Here is a 12,659-nt window from a genome sequence, read left to right as displayed (position 1 = left end):
TTTTTTATGCGTTGTTTCAATCCACCTCCATAAACTTCTCATCCCCGCACATCCTTACAATCTTGGGTAAGAAAGTGCCACCACTTCCACCAACTCCTGCTGAAAGGCCATCACCTTGCGGATGTCCTTATACGCCCCTGGCGCTTCGTCGAGGCCTGAGCCGATGAGGTCTACACCAGCTTGCTGCAGCTGTTGTTGTACCGCCTCCGGGGAGATCAGCTCTTTAGCCTTGGTACGGGACATGGTGCGTCCGGCCCCGTGGGAGGCGGAGTTAAGGGAGGCGCTCAATCCTTTTCCGCGCACAATGAAGCCGGGGGCCGTCATGGAACCGGGTATGATGCCGAGCACACCCTTACCGGCCGGGGTGGCACCCTTGCGGTGCACGATCAGCTCCCTTCCCTGGGCGTCTTTTTCCTTCCAGGCAAAGTTGTGGTGGTTTTCGATACGGGCCAGGGGCTGCTGGCCAATGGCTGCGGCCAGGCGCTCGTGGATCTGCTGGTGGCAGGCAGAGGCATAGTCGCCGGCCAGGTTCATGGCCAGCCAGTATTCCTGTCCGGCTTCCGTATCCAAATCCAGCCAAGCCAGGTGGCGGGCTTCCTGCGGCAGCATGCATCCTTCCATGGCCAGCTTGGTGTAGTGGCCTGCAATGGCAGCCCCCATACCGCGGGAGCCGGAGTGGGAGAGCAGCGCCAGGTAGGTGCCGGGCGCCAGCCCCCATTCGTTCTGCGCATCGGCCAGCTCCACCGTTCCCCACTCTACAAAGTGATTACCCCCGCCGGAAGAGCCCAGCTGCTCAAAGGCACGGTCTTTCAACCCCTTAAGGATGGGGATGTCCCTAAACTCCGGCCGATCGATCACCGCATGTTCCTTTGGCTTTTGGAAGGTAGCCCGTCCGAAGCGGGTATTATCGACCAGCAACCCCTTAAGCCTTTCCCGATTTTGTTCCAGGAAGGTAGCGGGCATATCGTAGAGGGTCATGGCCATACGACAGCCAATGTCTACGCCCACACCATAAGGAATGACAGCATTTTCGGTCGCCAGTACACCACCAATAGGAAGACCGTAGCCCTGGTGGGCATCGGGCATGAGGGCACCGGCTCTTGTAACAGGCAGGCGCATGGCAATGTCCATCTGGTTGAGGGCCCTAACCTCAATGCCTTCGGCGCCCCAGATAGCATACGCCTGCTGGTCGGGCTTCAGGGCAAGGGGTTCGGCTGGCGCCGGAACCAGCAGCTCCTCTGCCAGGGGCGCCAGCACCGGATGCTCCCTATACTGCTCCGGTGTATCCAGCACCTTTTTCAGCAGCGCCAGGGTATGCTCTTTGGTCTTTCCTTTATAGGCCGTCTGTAATAATTGCAGGGCAGCGCCAATGGCTTTTCCTTCGAAGCCGATTGCCAGTAAGTCGTTGCCGTTTAGCTTTTGATTTTCCATGTTCTGGTTGATGTGATGATCTGGTACAAAGAAATTGGCCAGCTGCGCAGTCTTTCTGCGTACTAGCGGGCGCTGTAAAAATTTTTTCGCACGTCGATCAGTGTATTATTTATTTTCTCCCAGTCTGCTGTTTCCGGCAGTGCGGAGTTGGCATAGAGCGCATCCATTCCCTTAATACGTTCCTCGGCCAGCAGCAGGAGTTCTTCATAGTCGAAGGCCCCTGCTTTGATCCGGAGCAGATAGTCCCGGTTGGGCCTGCGTACCTGCAGCTCCCCTTCCCGGGCTATTTCTTCGGCCATGTCGAGCAGGCGAAAGGTGTGCATCATGTTTTTGCTGTCGTACTTTTTGCCGTGGGAGAGGGTGGTTTGGTAACGTGCCACGTTTCGCTTTTCTACCCATTCCCAATACTCCTTGTATTCTCTGCAGTAGGTAGAGTAGCCGCTCTTATTGAAGGACATCAGCCCCACGGGCGCCAATCCTTTCGGTATAGAACTTAGCGAGATGTCATTGGCCCGCTCACTCTGCACAATGCCTTTGAAGTTTTCTCCCAGACTATAGTACATACCGAAAAGCTCGTGCATGTGTGGCACTTTGGCCAGTCCGATGCTTTCCTGCGGCAGCCCCTTTTCTTCCAGAAAGTCCGCAACCGGCACCGCGCCTTGTCCCTGCACCGCATAACAGAAATCAAGCACCGACTTGCGCTCCGGTTCTACAGGGTTCACGATTTTCTTGTTCAGCCCCCGCGCTTTTCGCACCTGGGTAAGAGCGTAGCCGGCAAAGGTATCCTTGCACTGGCGGGAGAGAAAATCCTCCTGCCGGAAGCAGCTGTAGAGCGGATGCTGGTACAGGATACAATCGGCGGGCATGTTCAGCAGTTCCAGCATGTTGGGATTGTTTTTGGCCAGCAGCTCTACAAAGCGCTTCAGCTCGTAGTAGACTATGTCGTTGCTCTCGTTGCTGATCTGCTCCGTGTAATGCAGGCCATAGTAGTCCCGCTCGGGCAGCACGAACACCCCGCGGATATCGGTATCGGAGGTGGGGGTGTGCAGGCCATAAGCCCTGCTGCCGCTGATGGCTTCAAACAGGAGCAGGCCCTTTTCTTTGAGGTCTTCTATACGGAGGTTCATATCGGTTCTGGGGTCTTGGCTGCTCCATCTGCTGAAGCAATCTTTTGAAAAAACTGATTTAAAGGGGCTATGGAGCCTTCATACTTGGAAACGTCTGCCGCACGCCCTTCGCAATAGCCCATTATTTCCTTCACGTAAGAATCGAGTTGAGGATTCCGGGGGTGCACGTACCTTTCGTCTACCCTTGCCTTTAGGGCTACCAACTCCAGCAGTGTTGCCTGCAGCGCTTTGTCCCTGATGAGGGGAAGCAGTTCCCTGAATTCCATAGGCGGTACACTGCGCTTCTCTACAATCCAGAGGCTGGCCAGGCAGGTGCGGAGCAGGTAAAAGTAGTCTTTTAGTCTTACCTCGCTGCTTTCCTCACAAATCTGCCGGTAGCGGAATGCCATGCTCAGGTAGTGGTGCAGCCCGGCCCTGCAGGAAAAATACTCACCTGCCAGTACCAGTAGCTCCTCCCGAAATTGGGGCTCTTGCCGATACACAATGGGAGACTGCAGGCGTTCAAACAGCGCCGCATTGGATTTGCGCATCAGGCGCAGGCTCTTGCGCAGGTCCCAACCTACCAGGTCCAGCTCGCCCACTAGTTGCTCTATGGTATCCTTTTTTTCGTCGATGCTCAGGTACCAGTCCAGCGGGTGGCAGTAAATAAAGCGCACATCGTAGTCGCTGTCGGGGGAGGGAAATCCCCAGGAACGGCTCCCGGTTTCACTGGCCAGCAGAATGCGGATGTTGTACTGCTTTTCGAGTTGCTGCAGTGCGGAAAGGATCTGAATCTTCATCGGTTTGCTTAAACGTATAGCACAAACCTACACGGGCACTGCGCAGTGTTTTTGCGTAGTTAAAATTATTTTTCTATTGTTGTAATAAATGCTACCCGATGGCTTAGAGAAATGCCGCAGTCACTCACGCAGATTTACGTGCACCTTGTCTTCAGCACGAAAAACAGAGAGCCTCTGCTTTTCTCTCCGGTGAAGGAGGAGGTGTGGGATTATATTGGAGGGATTTGCAAAGGATTGGAATGTAACCCCATTTGTATTGGTGGTTACCACGACCATGTGCATGTATTATGCCTGCTTTCCAAAAAAAATAGCGCTAATGAAATTGGTGGAGGAAATTAAATCCCATTCCTCAAAGTGGATCAAAACCAAAGGAGAGGCTTTTGAAGCCTTCTCATGGCAACGTGGCTATGGTGTCTTTTTCTGTGAATTCTGCACAACTGGAAATTGTGGAGACTTACATTAAAAATCAGGAGGCACATCATCGGAAAAAGGATTTCCAGGAGGAATACCGGTCTATTTTAACCAACTATAAAATGGATTATGATGAGCGCTATCTGTGGGATTGATGGGTGGCTTATGTTCGGGAATTAGATGATCTATGCAACTGTAACCCAACCGAAAACCCAGGGCCATGCCCCAGGCTATTGATTACGCCCTTACAGGGCTTTGAGCAATTCCTATGTTTAACCAGCAGCCCTGAAGGGGCTATATCCCTAACCTGGCCTGTAGGGCCAGGAATCACATGCCCGTAAACCGCAATGCCCTTATCCGCTACCGCACTCTCGATAACTGCTTGCGGAACCGCTACCGGCAGTGGACGCTGGAGGACCTGATAGAGGCTTGCTCGGAAGCCCTTTATGAGTATGAGGGCATCGACAAGGGGGTGAGCCGCCGTACGGTGCAGATGGACCTGCAGATGATGCGCAGCGATAAGCTGGGCTATAATGCGCCCATTGTAGTGGTGGAGAAGAAATACTACGCCTACGAAGATCCGGAGTATTCCATTACCAACATCCCCCTGACGGAGCAGGACCTGGGGAAGCTCACTGAAGTGGCCGACATTCTGCGTCAGTTTAAGGGATTTACCCATTTTCATGAGCTCAACGGGATGGTGCAGCGGCTGGAGGACCGAATCCATACGGCCAAAACCAAGCAGGCACCCATCATCGACCTGGAGAAGAACGAAAACCTGAAGGGGCTGGAGCATATTGACCGGCTCTACCAGGCCATTCTGAAAAAGAAGGCACTAAGCATTTCCTATCAGTCCTTTAAAGCAAGAGAGGCTTCCGACTGTACCTTTCATCCCTATCTGCTAAAAGAATACCGCAACCGCTGGTTTGTGCTGGGCATCAAAAAACAAAGCCAGCACCTGCTTATCCTGGCGCTGGACCGGATCATGAGCATTGAGGACTCCCCAGTCGAGTACCTCGAAAATAAGGACTACGACCTTTCCAGCCATTTCAGGGATGTCGTGGGCGTTACGGTAAATGTGGGCGATGCGCCCATGGAAGTAGAGTTGTTTGTTGATTACCACAATGCTCCCTATGTGCTCACCAAGCCCCTGCACCATTCGCAGAAGCTGCTGGAAACGGGCAAAAACGGGATTGTCATTCAGCTGAAGGTAAAGCACAACTTTGAGCTGGAGCGGGAGATCCTGGGCTATGGGGAATGCATGAAGGTGCTGAAGCCGGAGCGGCTGAAGCGGCGGATCCAGGAAAAATTACGAAATGCCTACGAGCTCTACGATAAGGAACTGAAGCTTAGCGAGCTCGATAGCAGCATGAAAAAGCTGCAGCGACGGGGCTCGGCCGTGCTGGAAAATCTCTATACCCAGAAAGAAATAGGAAAGATCCTTTCTGCGATCCATTGGGCAACGCAGAATCAGGAGCGTTTTGCCAGAAGCGAAAACCTTTTTGCCATCCGTAACCTGCTCCAGGAGATCCCTGCCCTGAAATCGCTTCTCTTCAACGCCAACCTCAGTAGCCTGATCCGGGAAGGCTTTGGGAAGGACTATTTTCTAACCAAAGCCATTTACTTCGATAAGCCACCCCAGTCGAACTGGTATGTGACCTGGCATCAGGATGTGCCTATCAATGTGGCAGAGAAAAAGGAAGCAGCCGGCTTTAAGGGGTGGACGAACAAAGGCGGGCTGGTGAGTGTGATCCCACCCGTTGACTACCTGCACAGTAGCTTTACCGTTCGCATCCATCTGGACGATACCGATGAGCAGAACGGAGCCCTGCGCATTATTCCAAGAACCCACTTCAGCATCCTAAGCGACGAGGAAATTGCCCAGCTGCGGGATAGTGCGGAAAGCAGTTATTGCAAGGTGAAAAAAGGAGGGGTGCACCTGATGAAGCCCCTGACCCTGCATGCCTCCTCCAAAACCGAGAATGACAAGCACCGCCGGGTGATTCACCTGGAGTTTAACAATCAGGAGCTGCCCGGAGGGTTGGCGTGGCTGGAGCGGGAGGAAGTTTTCATACCAAATTAACTTATAGATTCGGTTGCCGTAAATCTGAATAGAGAAAGGAGGTAAGCATGCGTAGGGTTGATTATCAGGGATTAATTACGGAGAGTGATGAAGCGCTACGAAGTATTCAGAAATCTGCTGTAAATGTGCTGGTGTTTCAGCGTGTTCAGATGCTTAGGTTACTGAAAACTGGACGGGCAATTAGTTTACCTGAGGCAGCCCCTTTAGTGGGGGTAACAGAAAGGAGCCTTCAGAACTGGTGGCGGCTGTATCGCCAGCAGGGACTAGCTGCCTTTTTACGGGTAGAGCCAAACAGAAAGCCCAGGCTAAGCGAAGAGCAACAGCAAATTTTGATGCAAGAAGCTAGCAAAGGGCAGTTCTCTACCATAGCAGAGATAAGCGCCTGGGTAGGAGAAAACTTTGGCATAAGCTATACAGAAGTAGGAATGTGGAAGCTGGTCAGAAGGCTCAAAATCAAAAAGAAGACCCCCAGACCCAGCCATGTGAACAAGGATCCCCAGGCCGTAGAGCGTTTTAAAAAAACTTCTCTGAGCTAAAGCAGCACCAGCTTTGGTTTGAAGATGAAATGCGCTTTGGACTAAGAACCAATCTGAAAAGCAGATGGACGCCCAGGGGTATACGCCCAAGGGGAGACTTTAAGATTGGCTATCAATGGGGCTATCTATATGCAGCTGTCAATCCTAAAGAAGGACTGCTGCAGGCCTGGCTTATGCCCGACATGCAGCAGAACACCTTCCAGTGTTTTATGGATGATTTCTCAAAAAACACACAGGATGAAAGCTTGCTCATTCTCGATGGAGCTCCCTGTCACAGAAGCAAACTCAGGTTAGCGGAAAATGTCAGTCTCATGCTGTTGCCTGCTTATTCATCAGAGCTTAATCCTGTGGAAAGACTTTTCCAGGAACTAAGAAAAACCTTGAGCAATCAAGTCTTTGACAGCATCAGTGAGGTGGAAGATCTATTGCAACAGGCCTTAAAGCCTTACTTCCAAAACCGACAGAAACTCAGGCAGCTTACCCTATACCCCTGGATGAAAACCGAAACTATTAGTTAGTTTAGTATAAGTTGGGGATCAACTTGTTTAGAGCTCATGATCGTGCAGGCAGCCTGCCTTGTGTGATTCTGTCTGGTAGCATATGGGTCGCTGTTCGTTGTTCTCCATTACCTCTGGACAAAAGGGTCCAGTAACTGAATTATCTCCTCATCATCGGTATAGGAAGCAGGCGTTTCCCCTGCTGCGTTTTTGATCGTTGGATCTGCGCCCTTATCCAGCAGCAATTTCACCAACTTGGCCGAATCCTTGGCAACTGCCCAGTGCAGAGGGGTCTCCCCCTTAAGGGTAGCTGCATTGACCTTGGCTCCATACTTAAGAAGAAGATCAGGCACTTCGGTTGATTTTTCTCTGGAACTGTTAAAATACCCCCAACCAGAATCGAAGTCATTATAGCTGCCTTCCAAGCCCGTACTCAATTCCAGAACAGCCTCTTCCAGGTTATTTTCGTCCAGCATGCTGTAATGCAGGGGGGTAGCGGCTAGACTGCCTTGGCATTGACATCTGCATGATGCTGCAGGAGTTGCTGAACTATTTCGGGCTTCTGATAGAAGGCAGCCCGGTGAAGTGCGGTTAGGCCACTGCTATCTTTTAGGTTAACATTTGCGCCTCTGGATAAAAGCAACCGGCAGCTTTCCTCACTACCAAATTCTGTAACTGTCAGGTGCAGCGCGGTTTCGCCCCGCCTGGTGCTTGCATTAATGTCTGCCCCTTGGTCCAGGAGCAGGCGAATGGCCCCTGAGTTGCTATGCGTGGCTGCCAGATGCAGGGGGGTATGCCCGGTGCTGTTGGCAGCCTGAACAGAAGCTTTGTTTTCTAAAAGAAGCGGTAAGACGGAGAGGTACCGATCCGAGGCTGCCAAATGAAGGGGTGTATTTAGCGAATCGTCCACCGCCTGAATATCTGCACCCAGTTTAAGCAGGTAATCTGCTACTTCCGCAGAATTAGAGGAAGCTGCCATGTGTAAGGGCGTATGGCCCTCATTGCTTTTTGCATGAATGTCAGCTCCGTACTGGATCAGAAAAAAGGCTGCCTGGCGTGTCTTGCTTCTGGCTGCATAATGCAAGGGTGTTAGGCCCTGGTTTGTCTTTGCATGTATGCTCGCTCCTTTCTCCAATAGCCGCTTTACCAGCTCATCACTAATTTCGACACCTCCCAGGGCAGCATAATGGAGCGCAGTAAGTCCATTTTGGTTCGCTACATTCACATCTGCCCCCTGTTCTATGAATTTTGCTAATTCAACAAAGGAAAATTCCCCAAACTCATCAGGCTGATTTAAATAGCTCTCCAAGGCTTGGGTAGCACGCGGACTGGTTGGGATAGTATTTCTTACTTGTGCAGTTGTCTCAAAGGAGGCCAGGGCGATGAAGCAGCACGAAAGGGTAATTTTCAGCAGGTAGCTCATAAAAGAAGCTTAAATTACAGGGCGATGAGTGGATTATATGAATGGGAGAACAGGTAGCGTATGAAAAGAAGCTAGGGTGTTTCTGAAAAGCACCTAACAATCAGCAAATTAACTTTTCACAAGATCAGGATCATAAAACTATCTACAAACCAATATTTACACGGGTATTTCTACAATAGGGGTAAGTACCATATAATCGCCGCTATCATGGCCGGTGGCCAGCTGCAGGCTTTCCCTGTGCGCCAGGAAGAGCGCCTTTTTTAAACCGCTTCTGCTGATGGCATCGAACTGCAAGGTACAATAGGCAAGAGGTAGGATCCAGTCCAGAAAGCTTCCATCCTCTTCATCGTCCTGGTAGAGGGCAAGCAGTTCATTCAGCACATCGGGAACTCCATAGCGGTTGTCGGGGATATAAGCAGGCGCTGTGGCCCAGTAGATATCCTCGGCATCGAAGCGGTCGGAGCCCGTCAGGTAGAGTACATAGCGTTCTGTTGCCTCTTCCTGGTCCCAGGTTTTGAAGAGTCCGATCCATAGGGCTACTATCTCCTCCGGCAGGGGTTCTGCTTCAGCCATTTGCTCCATCCACGCCTTTAGGTCGGCCTGTTCCTGCTCCAGGGGGAGCTGGCGCATGGCAGCCCAGTAGGGTTTGGGGCTTTGCTGCTCATGAAAATCAATGATCCGGTTCCAGGCTAAGCTTCCCGGATGGGAAGCTTAGCCTGTAGTGTGGCTTCTAAGTTGTCCCAGGATTGGTCGTAGGTGAAGGGCATGATTAGAAAATCAGGGTTTATCGTTACAAGGTCCATGGTCGGGCAGCGTTACGGGTACACACATATGGTCATCATGCGAGCTGGCGCTGTTAAAGGAAAAGCATGATCAGATCGCCAATCAGTATCCACACCATCAGGCCAATGACAATATAATATCCCAGCTTTGTCATTTTCTGATAGCGTGGAAGAGGGAATACCCGTTTGGTGGTAGCCTCATAGCCCAGAGGTACCAGATCCCAGAAGGGGGTGGAAGGTAGGGGTAGTATACTCATAAAGGCAGCCCAAATGGCCAGTATAGCGGTGATGGTCCAGAACCGTTTCCATTGGTACTCACCCCCATAGATTTCGGAAATACCGATAGGACCTTTTAGCTCCCTATTGGAAGGTGAGGTGCTTATTTCTCCGGCAAATAGCTGCCCGAACCCTCTAAGATTTGAAGCCAGTATGCGGTAAGAAGTGGCAAACCCTTTTGCAGTAGCCTCAGGCAGGCTATGTTCTCTGGAGGTATATACAAGCATAGGGGCAACAGAAAAGCCCAGTTTCCGCTCTTCGTCCAGCAGTACCTGCGAAAGGAGAATTACCTGCGATACCCCTTCTCTGCGTACCGTAAGATCGATGACCCCATCAATATCCCCGTTTAAGGCCGCTTTGAAATCCTCAAAACTCGTTACGAGTGAATCGTTAACGGCCATGATCTGATCCCCGGTAGTCAGGCCTATAGAGTCCGCAATGGAGGCAGGTACTACATACTCGATCCTGAACGGAGCCCTCACCGACATAAAGGGGTAGCTGACTTCCCCATATTTCGATCGGCTGATCATCTCCTCACTCAGGTAAATCTCCTGCTGGCTGCCAGCGCGCAAAATGGTGTAGCGGGCCTCCTTTTTTGGATGAAGCAGCGCATCGTAGCGTTCGTACTCCTTTCCGTCGATCAGCACGACCCTGTCTCCCTGCCGGAAGCCTGCTTCTGCTGCTAGCGGGGAAGGGGATATGCCCCATTTGTTTACTTCTTCCTGAGATACATAAGCGTCCTTTTCTTGGTAGGCCAGCACGATGAAGATAAGAATACCAGCCAGGGCCAGCGATAAAGGGCCGCTGATGGAGACGGCAAAGCGTTTCCAAAGGGGGTGACTGGAGAACTCCCAGGGAGAGTGCGAACGGGTCTTTTGCCCGGATTCATAGGCATATATGCGCGACAGACCGAAAAGGGGGATGTAGAAGCCAAAGGAGTAGGAGGTGTCCCCAACGCTGATGGTAAAGAGTTTTGACCCCATCCCTATAAAATAATGCCGGTGATGAAGGCCCCAGCGCAAGGCTAAGAAAAGCTTTCCTCCATAGTAGACCACATTTAAAAATACCAGCCCAAGTATTAGTAGCAGAACCTCCATTATACACTTAAATTATCTAGTGTTAAAAATGGTTAAAATTTAAGTAGTTGCTGCTAAGACGTAAGAAAAAGGCTGATTAGGTATGGGCTTCGGGCTGCTGTGGCTGAGGAAGAACCGCTGGCGTTAAATTTAATCAAATGTAACGCCATGAACCAACGGTCAATGAAAAGCATCGGCCAATCTCACTTCTTTCTGCTGCCCCATTTCACTTCTTTAACCCCCTGGCTGCGGCTTTCCTTTAATTCCTGATCTGCCTGGATAAAACGCTGATCGAACGGAAAGGCTTCGCGGCCCACTTCCCGGAGCTGGTCGTACTCCGGATGCGTAGCGTTGACCACTACATTGTAATCACCCGGCACTACGGCGGAGGGTACCCGCAGCAGGAGGGTTTCTTTTCGCCTGAACCAGTCGGAGCCCAGGGGCTGGCTGGTGGTGTAGCTGGAGTACAGGCGCCAGTCGTCAGGCAACTGGGAACGGTGTATTTCTTCGAGTGGGAGTTTATCCGAAACCTCAAAGGTGATGAGGCTGTAGCCGGCAGAAAGGAAGCCCTGCCCCAGCCGATGTGCCATGGTTTCGGACATGGCCAGGGCAGGAGAGGTGCTGGTGTAGAGCACCCGCTCACCATCTAAATTCCAGCGGCCCGATTCACCGGGGGCAAATTTTGCTTCGGCGTATTTAGCAAAAATGATGCGGTAGAGCAGCATGTTAGGCCACGTAGCCGTGAATGATGCGATTCAACTGCTTTTCGATCTCACCAATGCCGGTGATGGAGTGTAACAGGGCAACAGGCTTCTGGCCTTCCAGGCCGGGAGAGGGCATGTGCAGCCAGTCGGTAAACTCATCGGTAGAGCCAAACAGTTCTTCTCCCAGCGCAAAGAGTCTGTGAAGCTTCAGCAACTTTTCAGCCGAATCGCCGGTAAACTTTTTGTTCTGCTTCCGGTAATTGTCCACAGTAGTGGGATCTACACCTACAAAATGCGCCAGCTCTGCTTTGGACATGCTCGTGTGGTCCTGCAGATTTCGGAAATACTGCACCCCGATGCCCTCATCCCGCAGGTGAATGAGCTGGAGGTTATCCTTCACGACTACCAGTCCTTCTGTATTTTGAGCCTGTGCTGACATGCTTGAATTGTTTACCTATTCAATAATACGGAAAATTCATTATGTGAAACGGAAATTTCATATAATATTTCCAGTTTAGTTTTGCTAAACATCAAGCGAAGGCGAAAAAATGGTTTTTACGCCCTTGTTCGTTTTTCAGGGGTGAATGTTGCCCTTGTTCAGTTTGTTAAAAGTTGATGATCATCCTGCTGTTGCCTCCCTTGGTATTGGTTCACTAAGCACCTTTCGTAGGTGTACAAATACCTTCAGGGATAGCTGAAAAATCGGGCTTAAAATAAAGGTGTATAAAAAAGTAACAATAAAAACTGGTCCCCCTAATAAGAAACCGATCGCCAGCACCACACATTCTACCAGGATGCGCGCCTTACTAACCGATAAGCCAGTGCGCTCAGAAATAGTAAGCATAAACCCATCGCGGGGACCAGCCCCTATACCACCAGCCACATATAAGCCACCGCCAATGCCCACAATCACGATCCCCACCAGCAACCAGAGGTAATCTACCCAGCTGTGGCTAGCTTTTGGTAGTATATCAAGCCATAGGAAAAAATCAAGTATAGGCCCAATAAGCAAGGCATTAAGAAAGGTGCCAATGCTAATATATCTACTCCCGATCACCAAGGAAATTAGAATAAGGGCAATGCCAATAAGGACGCTCCAGGTGCCGATGCTAAGCCCGAAATGGTGGGAGAAAGCTACATTTAGCACATCCCATGGATGCAGCCCCAGGTGCTTCACCTTAATGGAAATGGCTATTCCTAAACCAAAACAGATGATACCCATCAGGAAAAATCCATAGCGGATTATCCAGTTACGCGGCGTATCATTTTTGAAATAATTTTTTTGACATCCAGAGTTGATTTATGCAGAGGCAAGCTTACTCATAAGTGGTCACTCCGCCACCAGAAGGTAGTACGTAACTACTTATTTCCTTCTCTAACAAAGATGCTAGAACCAGTTCCTGAGTATGCTGTCAGCTGTGTGCTTTGCAGAGTTTTTTTGCTTGGTCCCATCGGCGAAGGATGCTAGAAAACAAAAAGCCCTTCAACATTTCTGCTGAAGGGCTTTGCTGCAAGGTGCATGATGCAGAGGAGG

At 50.9% G+C, this 12,659-nt stretch carries 14 protein-coding genes and 1 pseudogene; 5 read left to right on the top strand and 10 right to left on the bottom strand.

What is annotated here, in order from left to right:
* Positions 1–54: 54 nt before the first annotated feature.
* The 3 genes from ADICEAN_RS17380 to ADICEAN_RS17370 form a co-directional block, all read right to left on the bottom strand.
* On the bottom strand, positions 55–1,431 hold the full coding sequence (locus ADICEAN_RS17380) for an RtcB family protein (RefSeq protein ID WP_009196959.1): 1,377 nt from the start codon (positions 1,429–1,431) through the stop codon (positions 55–57).
* Positions 1,432–1,493: 62 nt separating this feature from the next.
* On the bottom strand, positions 1,494–2,558 hold the full coding sequence (locus ADICEAN_RS17375; protein WP_009196958.1) for a nucleotidyltransferase domain-containing protein: 1,065 nt from the start codon (positions 2,556–2,558) through the stop codon (positions 1,494–1,496).
* On the bottom strand, positions 2,555–3,337 hold the full coding sequence (locus tag ADICEAN_RS17370; protein ID WP_009196957.1) for a nucleotidyltransferase domain-containing protein: 783 nt from the start codon (positions 3,335–3,337) through the stop codon (positions 2,555–2,557). The genes ADICEAN_RS17375 and ADICEAN_RS17370 overlap by 4 nt, the downstream gene beginning before the upstream one ends.
* Before the next feature lie 111 nt (positions 3,338–3,448).
* On the opposite strand from ADICEAN_RS17370, the gene ADICEAN_RS23395 reads away from it, so the two are divergent.
* The 5 genes and pseudogenes from ADICEAN_RS23395 to ADICEAN_RS17350 form a co-directional block, all read left to right on the top strand.
* Positions 3,449–3,676, top strand: a complete 228-nt coding sequence (locus ADICEAN_RS23395; RefSeq protein WP_009196956.1) for a transposase — start codon at positions 3,449–3,451, stop codon at positions 3,674–3,676.
* A complete protein-coding gene (locus tag ADICEAN_RS23970) occupies positions 3,612–3,800 on the top strand; it encodes a transposase (RefSeq protein WP_394330770.1) in 189 nt (62 codons plus the stop codon). The genes ADICEAN_RS23395 and ADICEAN_RS23970 overlap by 65 nt, the downstream gene beginning before the upstream one ends.
* A 279-nt stretch (positions 3,801–4,079) precedes the next feature.
* Complete coding sequence (locus ADICEAN_RS17360) at positions 4,080–5,831, top strand: WYL domain-containing protein (protein ID WP_009196954.1); 1,752 nt, start codon at positions 4,080–4,082, stop codon at positions 5,829–5,831.
* A gap of 47 nt (positions 5,832–5,878) precedes the next feature.
* Positions 5,879–6,367 (top strand): helix-turn-helix domain-containing protein, encoded by a 489-nt coding sequence (locus ADICEAN_RS22045; protein WP_009196953.1) that lies wholly within the window; start codon positions 5,879–5,881, stop codon positions 6,365–6,367.
* A 20-nt stretch (positions 6,368–6,387) separates the two neighbouring features.
* A pseudogene (locus ADICEAN_RS17350) lies at positions 6,388–6,885 on the top strand (IS630 family transposase); the annotation flags it as partial.
* A gap of 107 nt (positions 6,886–6,992) precedes the next feature.
* On the opposite strand, the gene ADICEAN_RS17345 reads toward ADICEAN_RS17350, so the two are convergent.
* The 7 genes from ADICEAN_RS17345 to ADICEAN_RS17315 form a co-directional block, all read right to left on the bottom strand.
* A complete protein-coding gene (locus ADICEAN_RS17345) occupies positions 6,993–7,340 on the bottom strand; it encodes an ankyrin repeat domain-containing protein (RefSeq protein WP_009196951.1) in 348 nt (115 codons plus the stop codon).
* A gap of 23 nt (positions 7,341–7,363) precedes the next feature.
* Positions 7,364–8,287 carry an ankyrin repeat domain-containing protein gene (locus ADICEAN_RS17340; protein WP_009196950.1) on the bottom strand — a complete coding sequence of 308 codons (924 nt, stop codon included), beginning with the start codon at positions 8,285–8,287 and terminating at the stop codon, positions 7,364–7,366.
* Between the two features lie 156 nt (positions 8,288–8,443).
* The gene (locus ADICEAN_RS17335; RefSeq protein ID WP_040397914.1) at positions 8,444–8,917 is read right to left on the bottom strand and encodes a hypothetical protein; all 474 of its coding nucleotides are present in this window, start codon (positions 8,915–8,917) and stop codon (positions 8,444–8,446) included.
* 226 nt (positions 8,918–9,143) lie between these two features.
* On the bottom strand, positions 9,144–10,442 hold the full coding sequence (locus tag ADICEAN_RS17330; protein ID WP_009196949.1) for a site-2 protease family protein: 1,299 nt from the start codon (positions 10,440–10,442) through the stop codon (positions 9,144–9,146).
* Between the two features lie 182 nt (positions 10,443–10,624).
* Positions 10,625–11,146 carry an RES family NAD+ phosphorylase gene (locus ADICEAN_RS17325; RefSeq protein ID WP_009196948.1) on the bottom strand — a complete coding sequence of 174 codons (522 nt, stop codon included), beginning with the start codon at positions 11,144–11,146 and terminating at the stop codon, positions 10,625–10,627.
* A 1-nt stretch (position 11,147) separates the two neighbouring features.
* Positions 11,148–11,564: a type II RES/Xre toxin-antitoxin system antitoxin gene (parS, locus tag ADICEAN_RS17320; protein WP_009196947.1), complete on the bottom strand. Its 417-nt coding sequence runs from the start codon at positions 11,562–11,564 to the stop codon at positions 11,148–11,150.
* Positions 11,565–11,744: 180 nt separating this feature from the next.
* Complete coding sequence (locus ADICEAN_RS17315; RefSeq protein ID WP_009196946.1) at positions 11,745–12,347, bottom strand: YczE/YyaS/YitT family protein; 603 nt, start codon at positions 12,345–12,347, stop codon at positions 11,745–11,747.
* Positions 12,348–12,659 lie beyond the last annotated feature (312 nt).

Source organism: Cesiribacter andamanensis AMV16, assembly GCF_000348925.1.
In the GTDB taxonomy this organism is placed as follows: domain Bacteria; phylum Bacteroidota; class Bacteroidia; order Cytophagales; family Cyclobacteriaceae; genus Cesiribacter; species Cesiribacter andamanensis.
The sequence above is the reverse complement of the archived record's forward strand: the minus strand, read 5'-3'. Positions and strand labels throughout refer to the sequence as shown.